General features: G+C 59.3%; 14 protein-coding genes and 2 pseudogenes. 9 read left to right on the forward strand and 7 right to left on the reverse strand.

From position 1 onward, the window contains the following. Nucleotides 1-27 precede the first annotated feature (27 nt). A complete protein-coding gene (gene lpxO, locus ABLU73_RS23560) occupies nucleotides 28-930 on the forward strand; it encodes a lipid A hydroxylase LpxO (protein WP_004205722.1) in 903 nt (300 codons plus the stop codon). Here the strand turns inward: lpxO and ABLU73_RS23565 are convergent. From ABLU73_RS23565 to ABLU73_RS23575, 3 genes and pseudogenes are all read right to left on the reverse strand, one after another. Next, a pseudogene (locus ABLU73_RS23565) lies at nucleotides 911-1,457 on the reverse strand (rhodanese family protein). The gene lpxO and the pseudogene ABLU73_RS23565 overlap by 20 nt on opposite strands. A 7-nt stretch (nucleotides 1,458-1,464) precedes the next feature. Then, the gene (locus ABLU73_RS23570) at nucleotides 1,465-1,764 is read right to left on the reverse strand and encodes a metalloregulator ArsR/SmtB family transcription factor (RefSeq protein ID WP_002914277.1); all 300 of its coding nucleotides are present in this window, start codon (nucleotides 1,762-1,764) and stop codon (nucleotides 1,465-1,467) included. 74 nt (nucleotides 1,765-1,838) lie between these two features. Beyond that, the gene (locus ABLU73_RS23575) at nucleotides 1,839-2,444 is read right to left on the reverse strand and encodes an NAD(P)H-dependent oxidoreductase (RefSeq protein ID WP_004205724.1); all 606 of its coding nucleotides are present in this window, start codon (nucleotides 2,442-2,444) and stop codon (nucleotides 1,839-1,841) included. A 103-nt stretch (nucleotides 2,445-2,547) separates the two neighbouring features. Between ABLU73_RS23575 and ABLU73_RS23580 the strand changes: the two genes are divergently transcribed. Further along, the gene (locus tag ABLU73_RS23580; RefSeq protein ID WP_017900622.1) at nucleotides 2,548-3,465 is read left to right on the forward strand and encodes a LysR family transcriptional regulator; all 918 of its coding nucleotides are present in this window, start codon (nucleotides 2,548-2,550) and stop codon (nucleotides 3,463-3,465) included. 59 nt (nucleotides 3,466-3,524) lie between these two features. Next, entirely contained in the window at nucleotides 3,525-4,121 is a 597-nt protein-coding gene (locus ABLU73_RS23585) for an undecaprenyl-diphosphatase (protein WP_004205726.1), read from the forward strand. Between the two features lie 2 nt (nucleotides 4,122-4,123). Here ABLU73_RS23585 and ABLU73_RS23590 read toward each other — a convergent pair whose 3' ends face one another. After that, nucleotides 4,124-5,911: a sigma-54-dependent Fis family transcriptional regulator gene (locus ABLU73_RS23590; protein WP_017900623.1), complete on the reverse strand. Its 1,788-nt coding sequence runs from the start codon at nucleotides 5,909-5,911 to the stop codon at nucleotides 4,124-4,126. 263 nt (nucleotides 5,912-6,174) lie between these two features. Between ABLU73_RS23590 and ABLU73_RS23595 the strand changes: the two genes are divergently transcribed. The 5 genes from ABLU73_RS23595 to ABLU73_RS23615 all read left to right on the forward strand — a co-directional run bounded on the left by ABLU73_RS23595 (nucleotide 6,175) and on the right by ABLU73_RS23615 (nucleotide 13,531). Beyond that, nucleotides 6,175-7,695, forward strand: coding sequence for an aldehyde dehydrogenase family protein (locus ABLU73_RS23595; protein WP_004205728.1), 1,521 nt, complete (start codon nucleotides 6,175-6,177; stop codon nucleotides 7,693-7,695). 700 nt (nucleotides 7,696-8,395) lie between these two features. Continuing rightward, nucleotides 8,396-8,980: a fimbrial protein gene (locus tag ABLU73_RS23600; protein WP_004205729.1), complete on the forward strand. Its 585-nt coding sequence runs from the start codon at nucleotides 8,396-8,398 to the stop codon at nucleotides 8,978-8,980. A 194-nt stretch (nucleotides 8,981-9,174) separates the two neighbouring features. Then, on the forward strand, nucleotides 9,175-9,837 hold the full coding sequence (locus tag ABLU73_RS23605) for a molecular chaperone (RefSeq protein WP_032426129.1): 663 nt from the start codon (nucleotides 9,175-9,177) through the stop codon (nucleotides 9,835-9,837). Nucleotides 9,838-9,873: 36 nt separating this feature from the next. Then, on the forward strand, nucleotides 9,874-12,429 hold the full coding sequence (locus ABLU73_RS23610; RefSeq protein ID WP_264923703.1) for a fimbria/pilus outer membrane usher protein: 2,556 nt from the start codon (nucleotides 9,874-9,876) through the stop codon (nucleotides 12,427-12,429). Between the two features lie 7 nt (nucleotides 12,430-12,436). After that, complete coding sequence (locus ABLU73_RS23615) at nucleotides 12,437-13,531, forward strand: fimbrial protein (protein ID WP_064187480.1); 1,095 nt, start codon at nucleotides 12,437-12,439, stop codon at nucleotides 13,529-13,531. On the opposite strand, the gene ABLU73_RS23620 is transcribed toward ABLU73_RS23615, so the two are convergent. Both ABLU73_RS23620 and ABLU73_RS23625 read right to left on the reverse strand, forming a co-directional pair. After that, nucleotides 13,528-14,217 (reverse strand): molecular chaperone, encoded by a 690-nt coding sequence (locus tag ABLU73_RS23620; RefSeq protein ID WP_049115856.1) that lies wholly within the window; start codon nucleotides 14,215-14,217, stop codon nucleotides 13,528-13,530. The genes ABLU73_RS23615 and ABLU73_RS23620 overlap by 4 nt on opposite strands. 42 nt (nucleotides 14,218-14,259) lie before the next feature. Continuing rightward, on the reverse strand, nucleotides 14,260-14,811 hold the full coding sequence (locus ABLU73_RS23625) for a fimbrial protein (protein ID WP_043521341.1): 552 nt from the start codon (nucleotides 14,809-14,811) through the stop codon (nucleotides 14,260-14,262). A gap of 461 nt (nucleotides 14,812-15,272) precedes the next feature. On the opposite strand from ABLU73_RS23625, the pseudogene ABLU73_RS23630 reads away from it, so the two are divergent. Then, nucleotides 15,273-16,125 (forward strand): annotated as a pseudogene (locus tag ABLU73_RS23630) (transporter substrate-binding domain-containing protein). A 54-nt stretch (nucleotides 16,126-16,179) separates the two neighbouring features. On the opposite strand, the gene ABLU73_RS23635 reads toward ABLU73_RS23630, so the two are convergent. Further along, nucleotides 16,180-16,800, reverse strand: coding sequence for a hypothetical protein (locus ABLU73_RS23635; RefSeq protein ID WP_004205741.1), 621 nt, complete (start codon nucleotides 16,798-16,800; stop codon nucleotides 16,180-16,182). Between the last annotated feature and the right edge of the window lie 139 nt (nucleotides 16,801-16,939).

Consider the following 16,939-nt stretch of genomic DNA (forward strand, 5'->3'; position numbering starts at 1 on the left):
ACCACCAATCAGGTCAGGAAAGACACCATGAAGTATATCATTCTGTTGATCATTGTTATTGCTGTACTGTATGTCCATTACCGCGGACGGGTGCGCTATCGTTTCTGGCGACAGCTCTCCGACCATTCCACATTTACCGCGCCGCTGAATGGATTTATGTATTTATTTTCCCGCGTACCGAATACGCCTTATCTGCGCCCGGAGATGTTTCCCGAGCTGGCGATATTGCAGCAGAACTGGCTGGTTATTCGCGAAGAAGGGATCCGCCTCCAGCAACTGGAGCAGATTAAAGCGGCCGATAAATATAATGACGCCGGATTTAACTCATTTTTTAAAACCGGCTGGAAACGCTTTTATCTGAAATGGTATGAGGATGCCCATCCTTCCGCCAGCCAGCTTTGTCCGCAAACTACCGCGCTGCTGCGGGATATCCCGTCGGTAAAAGCGGCTATGTTTGCCACCCTGCCGGACGGCAGCCGTCTGCCGCGCCATCGCGACCCCTACGCCGGTTCCCTGCGCTTTCATCTTGGCCTGGCGACGCCGAACGATGACCGCTGCTTTATCGAGGTGGATGGTCAGCGCTACAGCTGGCGCGACGGGGAAGGCGTGCTGTTTGACGAGACCTATATCCACTATGCAGAAAATACCAGCGGTGAGAATCGACTGATTCTGTTCTGCGATATTGAACGGCCGATGCGCTACCGCTGGGCGCAGAAGGTCAACCACTGGCTGGGGCGCTATCTGATGAGCGCCGCCTCGGCGCCCAACGACGCCAGCGATCGCACCGGCGGAATTAACCGGGCATTTCGCTATATCTACCAGATCCGTATTGTCGGCAAGCGGCTGAAAAAATGGAATAAGACGGTCTATTACATCGTCAAATGGCTGCTTTTCGGCGGCATTGCCTGGCTTATCTGGAGTGCGTTTTAACTCCCCTGGCGCCGGTTCCACGGCATGATCGCCAGCAGGCGCGCCATGCCGCAAAAGCCGGTCACCCCGGCGAAAGTGAGCCCGGCGCCGACCGCGCCGCTGAGCAGGAAAAAGCCGCCGTTCACGGTATAGCCCAGCAGCACCCCCAGTAAAATCAGAACGCCAGCGGCAATTTGCACCTGACGCATCAGCGGCAGCGGTTGCGATTTATCTTCCTCAACCGGGAGCCCCGCGGCTTTCCACGCCTGAATCCCACCCGCCAGCAGGCTGACCTGCGCCGGCGCGGCAGCGGCGGCCAGACGAATGGCGTTATTCTGCGTCCGGGAGCCGGCCTGGCAATGAAAGATCACGCGCTCGCCGGCCCGGGCGTTTAGGGTCGCGCCGCCGTTCAGGGTGGCGAGCGGCACCAGCTCGGCATCGGGAATATGTTCGCGCGCGTATTCATCCGCATCGCGGATATCTATCAGTCTCGCGCCCTGGGCAATCTGCGCCCGGGCTTCGGCAGGGGTTAAGGTGGCGATGGTCATAGGCTCCTCACGGGCAATAGAGCGTTTTCAGCGTGTTGATCACCTGCTGTACTGCAGGATGGGTGATGAAATAGTGGATACGCTGAGCGTCGCGTTCGCTGTCGATCAGCCCCTCGTCACGCATCCGCGCGAGATGCTGCGAGGTGGCGGAAGGGCTCAGGCCGGTGGCGCGGGCGAGTTCACCGGCGCTGGCCCGCGGCGCGTCGCACAGCATGCACAGGATCAGCAATCGGTGAGGATTGCTCATCGCTTTCATTAGCGCGGCGGCTTCTCCGGCGCGGGCCTGCAGATCTTCAGGTGTGGTCATGTATTTTAGCTTTTTCTAAATTTAGATAACTCTAAAATAAAAAGACCGCCAGCGCCAGCACATTTTCCCGTGACTCAGGCCGGAACGGCGAGATCGGCTATCTGCGCCCGGGCGCTGGCGATCCCGGCGTCGCGACCGTGCGGGCGGTTATCCAGCCCTTCGGCATAGATAAACTCCACCTCATGGATCCCCATCAGCCCCAGCACCGCGCGCAGATAGGGGGTGACGGCGTCGGTGCTTTCGCCCTGGTGAATACCGCCGCGGCTGCTGACGACCACCGCCCGGACGCCCTCGACCAGCCCCTGCGGCCAGCTGTCGGTGTAGCGAAAGGTTTCCCGCGCCCGCGCCACGAGGTCGAACCATTTCTTCAGATCGGTCGGGACGTTGAGGTTATACATCGGGGCGCCGATCACCAGCAGGTCGCTGGCTTTTAACTCGGCGATAAGCTGGTCGGAGAGCGCAACCGCCGCGCGGATGGCCGGCTGCGGATCCGCCGCCCCGCGCAGGGCGGCGAACAGTGCGCCATCCAGCGTCGGCAGCGCCATGGCGCTGAGATCGTGTTCGCGGATCCGATCGGGGTGACCCGCCGCCTGGCGCGCCGCGAGAAATTCGTTAATCAGCTGATTGGTCAGGGATGTTTCGCCATTAATGCTGGATTTTAATACCAGAACGTTAGCCATGATAAGTGCCTCAGGTAAAGGGTAGAGGCAGAGACTAACACTGTCTTTTTTCTCTCTGGAGTGACATTATTTTCCGCTATTGTATCCCATAAGGAACCAATCTGTGCGCGACGATCTGAACGCGATCCCGGTGTTTGTCACGGTGGTCGAGAGCGGTAACTTTGCCAGCGCGGCGACGATCCTCCACGTCACGCGATCGGCGGTGGGGAAAACCATTGCTCGGCTGGAGGCGCGTCTCGGCGTGGCGCTATTCCAGCGCACCACCCGCAGGCAACTGCTGACGGAAGAGGGAGAGCAATTTTATCACCAGTGTCGGGAGGCGCTGGGTCGCATTCGCGAGGCCGAAGAAGCGCTGCAGCGCGGCAAAGGCGAGGTGCAGGGACGGCTGCGGATTTCGCTGCCGGTGCTGTTTGGCCAGCGCTGCGTGGCGCCGCTGCTGTTCCGCCTGAGTCAGCGCTATCCACTGCTGAAGCTCGAGCTCCACTACAGCGACCGGCAGGTCAATTTGCTGGAAGAGGGGTTTGATCTCGCGGTGCGTATCGGGAGCCTGGCCGATACCGGGTCGCTACGGGCGCGGGCGCTGGGGGAGCATGGCATGGTGCTGTGCGCGGCGGCGGAGTACCTGCGCCGCCAGCCGGCGCCGCAGACCATCGCCGGGCTGAGCGAGCACCGCACCCTCGGCTATCTGCATAACGGTCAGCTGCAAAAATGGCAACTTTACGACCCGCAGCAGGGCGAAGTGCGCTTCACCCCGGAGGCGTGGCTGGTGCAGGATGACTTTGCCGCCATCGCCGCCGCGGCGCAGCAGGGGATGGGCATCGCCTGGCTGCCGGACTGGCTGGTGGCGCAGGCGCTCGCCGACGGGACGCTGCAGCAGGTTCTGGCGCCCAGCGACCGTGTGCGTTTCGCTATCCACGCGGTGTGGCCGGAAGGGCCGTGGCTGCCGCAAAAAACGCGGGTGGCGATCGATGCCCTGCGGGAAGGACTGCGCCTTGCTAAAAGCACACCGCCCAGCGGTTAAGGGTATCTTAAGGCGTCCGGGCGATAATGACAGAAAGATGACGACTGAGAGCTATCGCCATGAACGCCCTGGAAACCCTGAATCAATCTGTTTTTTTCGCGCTTAACGCGCAGCCTGGCGCCGCGGATGGCCTGCTGTCGCTGGCCAGTTTTTGCGCCAATGGCATTGTGTTTATGATGCCGACGATCGCGCTCGGCCTGTGGTTTCTCGGTGGCCGTGAGGGACATCGTCAGGCGCTGTTTATGACCCTGGCCGTGATCATTTCCCTCGGGCTGGGGATGGTGTGCGGGACGCTCTGGTTCCATCCGCGGCCGTTTATGATCCCCCTCGGCCATACCTGGATAAGCCATCCGGCGGATAACAGCTTTCCCAGCGATCACGGTACGGTAATGTTCAGTGCTGCGTTTGCGCTGCTGTCGCTGCGCCTGCGGGCGCTTGGCCTGCTGATGCTGCTGGCCGCGCTGCCGGTGGCCTGGTCGCGGATCTATCTTGGGGTGCATTTTCCGCTGGATATGGTGGGCGCGGCCCTGGTCGCCGTCGGTGGGGTCATCGTGGCGAAGCGAGTCTGGCAGGCGGTCGGCCCACGACTGGTGCTGCTGTGCGAGGCCGTCAGCCGGCGGATGTTCTCCTGGCTGCCGGCGCGCTTTACGCCATAGTCTCAGCGGCGTGGCCGTCCGGCACGGGCGGCGCGACGGTATAACGTGCTGCGGGCGATGCCCAACATCTGCGCCGCCCGGCTGACGTTGCCGTTGACTCTGGCGAGGGTATCGACAATCAACTGCTCGTCATGGGCCTGCAATCCCCCGCGCGGCAGCGGCGCAGGCGCGGTGCGATATGTCTCCGGCAGCGCATCGGGCGTTAATGTGTCGCCCTCATCGGCGAGGGCCAGCATCACCTTCAGGACGCTCTGCAGCTGGCGTACGTTTCCCGGCCACGGCAGCTGGCTGAGGTGGATCAGCAGCGCGGTGGACAGCGTCACCCGGCGCGAAGCGCCGCCCAGGTCGCGCCACAGGGTGGCGATAAAGGTTTCCAGCGCTGGCCACTCGCGCAGCGGAGGCAGCGCCAGGGCATACTCCCGCAGGCGCCACAGTAGATCTTCGCGGAATTCGCCGGCACTGACCCGCTGGGTCAGGTTGCGGTGCGTGGCGCAGATCAAGGCGAAGTTCACCGGCACGCTGCGGCTGGCGCCCAGCGGCGCCACCTCTTTCTCCTGCAGTACCCGCAGAAGGCGGGTCTGCAGCGCCAGCGGCATATCGCCGATCTCATCAAGAAACAGCACCCCGCCCTCGGCTTCGCGGATTTTGCCGATATAGCCATTTTTACTGGCGCCGGTAAACGCCCCCGGCTGGTAGCCGAAAAGCTCGGACTCGATCAGCGATTCCGGGATGGCGGCGCAGTTAATGGCGACGAATTTACCGCTGCGCCAGCGGCTGTGCTGGTGCAGCGTGCGGCTGACATACTCTTTGCCGCTGCCGGTTTCCCCCTCAATACAGAGCGCGATGCCGGCGTTAAGCAGCCGGAGCAGCTTTTCGCCTTCCCGCGGGCTGGTGAAGGGGAGCTGCATGGCCGGCGGGGCGCTCACCGCCACCCGGCGGCGGGTGGGCTCGCGCAGGCGATAGTGATAGCGACCCTGCGGGGTGGTCAGCGGCAGGGGAACGCTGACCGCCGTTTGCGTCAGCGTCGGAAAAAGCGACGCAAAGGTGAGCTGGCCAAACTGCGCCGCGCTCAGGCCGAACTCGCGCATCGCCAGCCGGTTGCCGGCGGTGAGGACGTTATCGGAAAAGACCAGCAGCAGCTCCTCGACGCTGTCGAGCTTGTCCACCTGCCGGTGCAGGCTCATCAGCCACTGCTCAGGATGCAGGCTCTGCTTCACCCACAGATACTCAATCTGCTTTGCCGCTGCTTTCACCCAGCCAAAGGTATGCTGGTGGGGAAAATCCGCCGGGCCGGAGATATCCAGCACGCCGGCGATACTTCCGTCCGGCCGCTGGAGCGGCATCGCCGCGCAGTACAAATTCTGGTTGCGGGTGAGAAAGTGCTGACGGCCATCGATTTCGCAGCCGTCGTCAATCGCCAGCGCGGTGCCGATGGCGTTGGTCCCACGCCCGCTTTCGCTCCACAGATTGCCGGGCGCCAGCGCCACGCGCTGCGCCTTTTGCATCGCCTGGGTATCGCCGACGGTGTGCAGCACCAGACCGCCGGGGTCGGAGAGGATCACCACCGACTGCAGGTCCGCCACCTGGCGCGACAGGGCTTCCACCACCGGCTGCGCCAACTGCTGCAGGCTGCGGTGGCTGGCGAGTCGATCCGCCAGCTCGCCGGCGTCGAGGCGGGGAAAATCCTCGGTAGCGGGATCCAGACCGTAGCGCTGGCAGCGAGACCATGAATCGCTCAGCAGGGGATTGGCGTTAACCTCTGGTGCGAGAAGAAAGGGATTGCCTGGCACAGGGCACCTCTGGGTCGATGTTGCTGTGTTGCAATATTGTAGCTATTTGGTTTATTTGGTGTTGCGATTTGCAACACATAAGTGGAAACCCGTGCAACAGTGGCTGACCATCTGCCCAGTTAGTGAAGGCAACCTATTAATAAATAAAAAGATTTAAAGTAAATAAAAAACTGGCATAACCCCTGCAAAGTGAGAAGCGTTCGGCGGCAAGTTTAAAAAATCAATATGCCGCTGCGTCTCAACCCTACAGAAGGAGATTTGCGATGCGTTATGCACACCCTGGCCAGCCCGGCGCCCTGGTTTCATTTAAATCCGCTTACGGCAACTTTATTGACGGTAAATTTGTCGAGCCGCTGAGCGGTGAATTCTTTATGAATACCTCCCCGGTAGACGGCAGCAACATTGCGCAGTTTCCCCGGTCGGATGCCAGAGACATTGACTTCGCCCTCGACGCCGCCCACCGTGCGGCGCCGGCGTGGGGCAAAACCTCAGTGCAGCAGCGCTCCAGGCTGCTGCTGCAGGTCGCCGATCGTATTGAACAGCATCTGGAATATCTGGCGGTGGCGGAGAGCTGGGACAACGGGAAACCGATCCGCGAAACGCTGAACGCCGACCTGCCGCTGGCGGTGGATCATTTTCGCTACTTCGCCGGCTGCCTGCGCGCCCAGGAGGGGAGTACCGCCGAGATTGATGAAACCACGGTAGCTTACCATTTCCATGAACCGCTGGGGGTTGTCGGTCAGATTATCCCGTGGAACTTCCCGCTGCTGATGGCCGCGTGGAAGCTGGCCCCGGCCCTGGCGGCGGGGAACTGCGTGGTGCTCAAGCCGGCGGAACAGACGCCGCTGAGTATTACTCTGCTGCTGGAGCTGATCGGCGATCTGTTCCCGGCCGGGGTGCTGAACGTGGTGCAGGGTTTCGGCAAAGAGGCGGGCGAGGCGCTGGCCACCAGCAAACGTATCGCCAAGCTGGCATTTACTGGCTCCACGCCGGTCGGGCGGCATATTCTCGCCTGCGCGGCGGAGAATATTATCCCCTGCACCGTCGAGCTGGGGGGCAAATCGCCCAATATCTACTTCGCCGATGTGATGGAGGGAGAAGAGGAGTTTATTGAGAAGGCGGTGGAGGGGCTGGTGCTCGGCTTCTTCAACCAGGGTGAGGTCTGTACCTGCCCGTCGCGGGCGCTGATCCATGAATCCATCTATGAGCCCTTTATGGCGCGGGTCATGGAGAAGGTGGCGCAGATCCGCCGCGGCGATCCGTTAGATACCGACACCATGATCGGCGCCCAGGCTTCCCGCCAGCAGTTCGACAAGATCCTCTCCTATATTCAGATTGCCCGGGAAGAGGGCGGCCAAATCCTGACCGGCGGCGAGCGGGCGGCTATCGCGCCGGCGCTGGATAATGGTTTTTATATTCAGCCCACGCTAATTAAAGGCCGCAACGATATGCGCTCCTTCCAGGAGGAGATCTTTGGGCCGGTGATCGGGGTGACCACCTTTAAGGACGAAGCGGAAGCGCTGGCTATCGCCAATGAGACCCAGTTTGGCCTCGGCGCTGGGGTGTGGACGCGCGATACCAACCTCGCCTATCGCATGGGCCGCGGCATTAAAGCGGGTCGCGTATGGACCAACTGCTATCATGTCTATCCGGCGCATGCGGCGTTCGGCGGCTATAAACAGTCCGGCGTCGGCCGGGAAACGCACAAGATGGCGCTGGATGCCTACCAGCAAACCAAAAACCTGCTGGTGAGCTACGGCACCGCGCCGCTGGGCCTGTTCTGAAGTCCATCTCATTTCTGATTGATCCCCAGTCCGCAATCCATTCGGGTTGCGGATTTTTTTTACTTCAAAATAACCCCATGCAAACGATGGGTTAGTATCGGCGGCAACGGCGATATATTCACATCACTGATATAACGACTTTCACTTGAAAATAAAAATACTTCCAGAACAAGAAATTATCGGATGGGGGCCGACTGTCTTTGCGTCGTTTGTGTAGAAATGATGAATATTAATACCAGGAAAATTCCTAATTTTTTGGTGCTGCCCGGCAAGCGCACAATAAAACAAGACGACTTTTTGAACACTTATCTTTAAATTTGTTAATGGAATTGATCTGTTGTTGTTTAAAGGTATTTTAATTTCTTTTGTATAGATATGTAAATTAACATTGAAAAGCCATTTCAAAAATTAAGTTTATGGCGAATACAGTTGTTAACCTACAATTAACATTTCCTCAGGTTGCCTTTTGATACTTCGGGTAATATATTTATTTCGCACATCAAAATAACTCTTTTTTCTTCTGCTTGTCATTCATGGCCATCTGTTGGCGAAATAAAGCAGAGTGGAGAGAACGTGTGCCTACTATCCTGCGGAAGGAACGCAATGAACATTTACAGGGAGGAGCTGACGAGCCGTTTCGCGATAGCTATGGAGCTATTGGCGATGATGGAAAATATATTCGTTAACGATGAGATAAATAATGAAAAAACAACCTCGCTTTATCACCATCCTCATAGGGGCGCTGCTTTCTGGCGTCGCCTTCCAGGCTACTGCGGCCAATACCATTAATCCAAACTCGGGCACCAGCGCGCAAGGCGCCGGCGGGCAGATCACCTTCAATGGGTCGATCACCGACAGCTCTTGCAACGTCGATAGTAATTCTTCCGGCCAGCCGGTGGATCTGGGCAAATGGGCCAGCAACTATTTTACCGGCACCGGCGCCGAAACCACGAAAACTCCTTTCCATATCAAAGTGAAAGATTGCCCGGCCAGCGTGACTACCGTCGCCGTGCTGTTTGACGGCGCGCGTGAACAGACGGATACCTCCCTGCTGGCCATCAACGGCGGCGGCGCCAAAGGCGTAGCCATTAAGCTGTATGAGCACGATCAGACGACGGCGGTCAGCCTCGGTAAAACGACCGCAAAACAAACGGTCACTCCGGGTTCCAGCGGCGGCACCGGCACTGCCGACCTCGAGTTTTACGCCGACTATGTCTCCACCGCGGCGACCGTGACGGCAGGTAAAGCCGACGGTACGGCTAATTTCAATATGATTTATAACTAATCATATTGCACGTTATTCAGAGTCAGTTCATTGCGTCCTGATTAATTGCAGATAGCTAAAGAGATAATTGTCATGAAGTCATGAAATATATTCGTGACGGTATAGTTGTTTTTGCTAATTATCCCGACGGGTACTGGCTCTGTTATTTACTGCTTTATTTTATTGTCTTTTCAACCTTTGCCTGATGGTAAGTCATGATGAAGAAAATAATTGCCGTTGCGGCCTTTCTGCTGTGCTCCACGGCAGCGCAGGCCGGTATTGTCATGGGTGGAACCCGTGTGATTTATCAGGAAGGGAAGCGTGAAGCTGCTATTTCAGTCACTAATGCCGATACCCATACGCCCTATCTGGTGCAGTCATGGGTGGAAAATTACGCGGAAAATGATAAGGCCAGGGTGCCCTTTATTGTTACGCCGCCCTTGTTCCGTCTCGATCCGGAGCAGAATAACGTCCTGCGCATTAACTTTATTGGCGCCTCGTTGCCCAGCGACCGTGAATCGGTCTACTGGCTGAACGTCAAAAGTATCGCCCCGACGCCCCAGGGCGAGGTGAACAAGCTGCAGGTCAATATTAAGTCGAAATTCAAAATCTTCTATCGCCCCAACGGCCTGGCTGGCGACCCGGCGAAAGCCTGGCAGCAGCTGAAGTTTAGCCAGTCCGGCGGTCATCTGACGGTGGCAAACCCCACTCCCTATTTTGTCTCTTTTTATTCCGTCGCGGTGGGCGGGCAGGCAATTGACGACCCTGGCATGGTGGCCCCCTTCGGTCAGAAAACGTGGTCGGTGAGCGGGCACGGCACCGTCAAATGGCGGGCGATTAACGACTACGGCGGCGTCAGCGATTTCGCCCAGCAGTAATTCCCCTTTGTAATGAGCTTACCGGACGGCGCCAGCATGAAAAGAATAACAACAGCCAGGGTGCGGGAGTATGCCGCGTTGCCCGTCACCGCCGGACGGGCGCTGGCGCTGGCGACGCTGCCGACGATGATCTGTTGTCTCAGCCCGCTGAGCCGGGCGCTGGCTGACGACTATTTTGACCCGGCGGCGCTGGAGTTTGCCGACCCGCAGCAGCAAACCTCCGATCTGCACTACTTTGCCAAACCCGGCGGACAGCAGCCGGGGACTTACCCTGTCACCGTGGTGGTTAACGACCAGGAGCTGGGCCAGGCCGATATTACGTTTGTTGACGATGGCGGGAAGCTGCAGCCGGTGCTGACGCCCGGGCAGCTGGCGGAGTATGGGGTTAACGTTAGCGCGTTTCCGGCTTTTCAAACGCTGCATGAGGGTGAGACCTTCACCCGGATCGAGAAGTTTATTCCCGACGCCAGCAGCCGCTTCACCTTCGCTAACCAGCGCCTGACGCTGAGTATTCCCCAGGCGGCGATGAACGTGCAAAGCCGCGGCTATGTCGAACCCTCGCGTTGGGACGATGGCGTGCCGGCCGCGTTTGTCGATTACTATTTTTCCGGCGCGCAAATCAAGAACGCCGATGACGGGGAGAGCAGCCGCTCAAACTATCTCAATTTACGCAGCGGCGTGAACCTGGGCGCCTGGCGGCTGCGCAACGTCTCCTCAATGCAGTACGACCAGCAGCGCCGACACTGGGATTCACAGAGCACCTGGCTGCAGCGCGACGTCCGCTCGCTGAAGAGTCTGCTGCGGATCGGCGATACTTACACCACCGGCGACGTGTTTGACAGTATCCCGTTTCGCGGCGTACAGCTGATGTCTGACGATGAGATGCTCCCGGACAGCCAGCGTGGCTTTGCCCCCACCATTCGCGGCGTGGCGCACAGCAATGCCAAGGTGACCGTCTCCCAGCACGGATATGTGATTTACGAAACCTTTGTGTCGCCGGGGGCGTTCGCCATCAGCGATCTTTATCCCACCTCGCAGAGCGGCGATCTGGAGGTGAAGGTGACCGAGAGCAATGGTTCGGTGCGCACCTTTACCCAACCCTATTCCGCCGTGCCGTATATGCTGCGCGAAGGGCGAGGCAAATTCAGCCTCAGCGCCGGCCGCTACCACTCCGGGGCGGATTCGGTGCGCTCGCCGGAATTCCTGCAGGGCACCCTGTTCTATGGTTTGTCGGCGGGATTTACCCTCTACGGCGGCACGCAGCTGGCCCAGGACTATCAGTCATGGGCGCTGGGCCTGGGCCGCGGCTTCGGCGAATTCGGATCGCTGGGAGGCGACGTCACCCAGGCCGTCACCCGTACCCCGTCGGGTAAGCGCTATGCGGGCCATTCGCTGCGCGCTCAGTATCAGAAAAATTTTGTCAGCTCGGGCACCGCATTCAGCCTCGCCAGCTATCGCTACTCCTCCAGCGGCTATTACGATTTTGCCGAAGCCAGCGCCCTGGAAAGCGCGCAGGGGCAGGTGGACAACCGGCGCCGACGGGAAGAGATCTCGGTGTCACAAAGCCTTGGCGATCTGGGGAGTCTGGCGGTTTCCGCCTGGTCGCAGGAATACTGGCACCGGCAGAGCCGGGATGAGACGGTACATCTCGGGTTCTACAGCGCCTGGAAAGGGATCTCCTGGGGGGTGGGCTATTACTACACCCGCGCCAGCGGTCAGCAAAAAAACGATCGCTCCTGGTCTTTCAATATCAATATTCCGCTGGGTGGTCCGCTGTCCGACAGCGCGGTGAGCTACAACACCACCTCGGACAGCAATGGCTATACCTCGCAGCAGGTGTCGCTGTATGGCGCGGTGCCGTCGCGGCCGAACCTGTTCTACTCGGTTCAGCAGGGCTATGGCAATCAGGGACGAGGCAGCAATAGCAGCGCTGCTCTCGACTACCACGGCGGCTTCGGCAACGCCCAGCTTGGCTATCGCCATGACGCCGCCAGCAACCAGCTGACCTGGGGAGGCGCCGGCTCGGTGGTCGCGCATCCGCACGGGGTCACTTTCGGCCAGACGGTGGGCGAGAGCTTCGCCATCGTCCGCGCGCCGGGGGCCGCCGGGGTGGCGGTACAAAACGGCAACAATGTGCACACCGACTGGCGCGGCTATGCCGTGGTGCCGTCCCTCACCGCCTATAGGAAAAATGTCATTACCCTCGACACGGAGTCGATGGCGGATGATACCGACGTCGACCAGCAGGGGCAGACGGTGATCCCCAGTGGCGGCGCGGTGGTGATGGCCAACTACCGGACCCACATTGGCAACCGGGTGCTGTTTACCCTGCGCAATGCTCAGGGGCCGTTACCGTTTGGCGCCAGCGCGCAATTGGTCACGGCGGAGGAGAGCGGCAATGCGCCGGGCGGCATGGTGGCTGACGGCGGCCAGGTGTACCTCAGCGGCGTACCGCAGGAGGGGACCCTGGCGGTGAGCTGGGTCGTGAACAACCAGTCGCAGAGCTGCAGGCTGCATTTTCATCTTCCGGATAACCCACAGCAGAGTCTGAACACGGTGAAAACCGTCTCCGGACTGTGCCAGACACGCTGAGGCGGCTATGAAATCTGTTTTTCGTCTACTTCCTTTCCTCTTTCTGCTGACGCTGAGCGGTTATCTTCCCGGTGTGCGGGCGGAAACCTGCCGCGCGAATATCGGTCAGACCACGGTCAATATTCCCAATATCAAGTATTTACCCACGCTGCCGGTCAATACTCAGATGACCAGCGCGATGGCGGATAACGGCAGCGGGATCCCTTTTTCCTGCGACCTGCAGCTGCCGACGGCGAGCGCCAAACGCATCGTCTATAAGCAGCTGAAAACCGGCGGCGCGCCGGTGGTGATTAACGGACAGCACGTCTACCCCAGCGCCATCGACGGCATCGGGTACTCGCTCAGCTTTCAGTGTGCCGGCGGCCCGATGCGCGCTATCGACGGCAGCCACTCCGCGGGCGGCGAGTCGGTGGTGGTGTGCGACAGCGCGATGCTCCCGGCGCTGATGACGCAGCAGCAAACCACGGTCAGGATCGCGGTGACCTTCTATAAAACCGGGACGGTGCAGCTGGCGGACGGGACGCATACCAACTCGCCGTCGCTGCCGCAGGTGGGGGAGATGACCATTGAGCAGCAGGCCAGCGGCAGCGCCAGCTATGTCGCCAGCGCGCCGGTCAGTATCGATATGGCTGCCCTGAACGTGGACATCGGCAGCAGCGGTAGCTGTCAGGTGACGACGTCGTCGATCCAGGTCACTCTGGGCACGGTAAACCGGGCGGAGTTTCACGGTAAAGGGAGCACCGGCGGCCAGGCGAAGCGCTTTTCGATCCCGGTGTTCTGTCCGACGCCGACCGACGTGCGCATCGGCTTTTTCGGCGTGAGCGTGGAGAGCGATACCCTGGCGCTGAGCCAGGTCAGCAACAGCGCCAGCGGCGTCGGCGTGAAGCTGACCTACGGCAATAACCCCGGCGCGGCGGTGCCCGACGGCACCAGCGTTAAGATCAATGAGGCCAGCAATCTGCCGATCCTGAAAAGGGTAACTGGCGCCAGCGCCGGGACCGCCGAGGCTATCAATTTTAACGCGCAGTATGTGCAAACCGACGCCACCGTGGCGGCGGGCACGGCCAACAGCATGGTGACCTTCGCCCTGGAGTATAACTAGCCTGGCCCCGTGGGCAGACTGCCCTGCAGCGGGATCGGCACTACCGCGCCGTAGTCGTCGATATAGTTCAACTGGTACAGGCGAGCGCTGTCGGTGGTCATTACGGTATGGCTGCTGTAGGGCCGGAGCATCACGTTTCTCATCGGCGAGAGGTGGCCTTTATTATCGATCAGCGCCCCGTTGACCAGGGTGATATGCAGAGGGCCTGAGTTCGTCAAGCGCAGGTTATTGCCGCTCTGCTGCCACTGCAGCTTTTGCACCTCCTTGACGAGGGTGGTGGCGATGGCGGGTGGACGATAAAACAGCTTCAGACGGGTGCGGACGACAAATTGTAGCGTATGATTGCCGCCGGCGGTCGGCGGCGTCTCCTGGATATTGACCCAGAACAGGCTTTCCCGATCGTCGGGCAGCCCGCTGCCGAGATAGATAAAGCGCAGTTGGGCGGATTGCTGCGGCGATAAATAGACCAGCGGCGGCGTCGCCACCATCGGCAGGCCGACGCGCGAGGCATTGAGCCCGGCGTCCAGCCAGATCTGCACTTTATAGGGGGTGCTGCTGCGGTTATTGATATTCAGGCTGGCGACTTTGTCTTTTCCTGAATAGATCACCCGTGAGGCATTAATGGTTATCCCGGCGCAGGCCTGAAAGGCCAATGCGCTGAGCAAAACAGCCACCTGAGTTTTCATGATCGCTTCCTTTACGTCGACGTTTCATCCCTGACCGGAAAGCTATTCCTGCATAATGGTAAACCGGGCCGTCGCGTTGCCGTCGCCAGGATCCATGTGGGCTTTATCCCAGGTGTAGTAGAAAGCTTTGAGCCTGAAGGTGCCGGAGCCGCCGTCCACCGGGATCTCAATGCGGGGATCGTGTTGCGGATCGATGCGTTCATCGAGGCTGAGCGGAGTGCCTGTACGGTCGGTGAGCAGAATTCCTACGTTGCCGGCCGGCTTGCCGCGGCCGTCGAGGGCCAGTACGCGATGTTCAGGCATGCCGGTGGGGGTGGGGCCATCCACCACAATATAGTAGGTGCCTTTCTCGCAATCTTTGACGCGAATATCGACACCTACCGCCGGCCCGGTGCCAGACTGACTGTTTTTCAGCCGCGACAGCGGAATATCGCCCATGCTGACGTTGATGACCCCGTTGTCGCCCGCTCCCTCAAGCTTGCATGCCCCGTTCACAACCTTACCGATAAAGTTCAGCGTGCCGTCTGCCGCGCAAACCGGGCCGGCAACCAGTCCGGCAACCAATGTCGCCAGACACAGCGAGATTACTTTCATTTTCTTTCCTTCTGTATTGCCGATAAAACAGATCGCCAGAGCATGAATTCTGCCGCGTCAGGGGGGTGAATTATTTGCACTGGATATGTTTTTAATTAATTTATTTAACTTACCAATTTATTTACGTCTGGAAATAATCTGCGCATGTTATTTATTATCGCTTTACCGGGATATTAGCGTGGGGAAATAGCGGAGTAAATAAGACGGACAATGACCAGAGTGGAAGGGGGAATATCGCGAGATAAAATGTTTTGTTATTTTAATACAATGAGTTAGGTTTTTTCTGCTGCTGTTTTTGAACCTAATTTCGACATCACGTCAGGCTGGAAAATACGATCGCTGGCGTAAGGCTACGCCCGGCGGATGAGAAATCATTCACCGGGCGATAGCCCTGTTTCGTTGTCAGATTTGCGATCGGCAACCGCCACGCCGGGTTGTATGTCCCGGAATTTAAAAATAGGATGAATTCCCTGTTACGCGCGGCGGAGGGTGCTGACTGAGAAGCGGCCGACCACCCCGGCGCGAAAACCCGATAACAATAAGGATGGCGAGATGAAACTGACGGTGGGGCTGGCGCTGACGCTGGCGATAATGACCTGCGGCGCCCAGGCGCGCGATATGCAAACCATCGAGCGCAGCGGTGAACTGAAGGTCGGCGTGCCGGGCGACTACGCCCCGCTGGCGTTTCGCAATGCCGCCGGCGAGCTGCAGGGCTATGACGTCGACATGGCCCGCGATCTCGGGCGCACGCTGGGGCTGAAGGTGAGCTTCGTCTACACCAGCTGGCCCGCGCTCGCCGCCGATCTGCAGGCGGACAAATTCGATATTGCGATGGGCGGCGTGACGCAGACGCCGGCGCGGGCGAAGGACTTCGCCCTCAGCCACCCGGTGGTGGCGAACGGTAAAATCGCCTTAGCCAACTGTCAGGCTGCGCCACGGCTTGGATCGCTGGAGAAGATTGACCGTCCGGAGGTGAAGGTGGTCGTCAACCCTGGCGGCACAAACCAGAGCTTTGTCGATGAGCATATTAAGCAGGCGCAGATTATTCGCGTACAGAACAACGTCGATAATCTGGAGGCGCTGCGGCAGAAAACGGCCGATATGATGGTGACCGATCTGATCGAAGGCGACTATTACCAGAGCAAAGAACCCGGTGTGTTCTGCGTCGCCAACGAGACGCCGTTCGCCGGCACCGCCAGCGATAAGGTGTATATGATGAGTAAAGATAATCCGGCGCTGCTGGAGAAAGTGAACCAGTGGCTGGATAGCCAGGACAAAGAGGTTCTCAAACGGAAATGGAAAATTCGCGGTTAACGCGGCGGCGCGTCACCGCCGGCGGGCGCGTCCGGCGGTGGTTATCGGCCGCAGTCAGCCCTGCGGCGACAGCGCCTGTCGCGCCAGACCGCGGAAGTAGCAGGCGTAGCCGAGGGTGGCGGTCAGGCACAGCATATAGCCAAACGACTCGCTGCCTTCCTCCACCGTATTTTTCACCACCCGGGCGAAGTTCTCATTCAGTACGGCGTACCACAGGCCGTGCATGCCGAACAGCCGCGAGAAGACCAGAATCGCCAGCAGGCCGCTGATCATCATGCCGTAATAGGGCGTGCGGGTATAAGCCGCCAGCTGCGACAGGGTCTGACGCAGATGGCGCAGCGGCGCCAGCAGCGACCCCGCGGTGGCCAGCAGGGCAAACCACACCCAGCTGCCATGGGAAAGTAAATCAAACAGGCCATCCAGCTCACGGATCAGCATGGCGAGGAAGAAGCCGCCGATGAGGATATTGCTGTAGCGTAAGTGGGGGTAGTTGCGCGCCAGCAGGAAGTGAACCAGTACGATGACGGCCAGCACGCTCTCCTGCACCACTTCAGTCAGCGACACCTCCGGGATGTCGTTGCCAAATACCCGAATATCCACCCACAGGCAGAGTACCGCGAGAGCGGCTGCGACCGCCGCGCCGAGAAAGAAAAGCAAGCTTCGTAACAGAGACATTAACACCACAACTTATAGTTAAAACAAATATCATAAGTTTTGGGAATACATGTTCCTGTTCACTTTGTGCGACTTTGCGGCTGTTTTTTAACATTTTGCGCTTTTTAGCGCCGGGAAAGGCGACAGGGGAGGGGGACTC

Source organism: Klebsiella sp. GG_Kp175, from assembly GCF_040062325.1.
In the GTDB taxonomy this organism is placed as follows: Bacteria; Pseudomonadota; Gammaproteobacteria; order Enterobacterales; family Enterobacteriaceae; genus Klebsiella; species Klebsiella quasipneumoniae.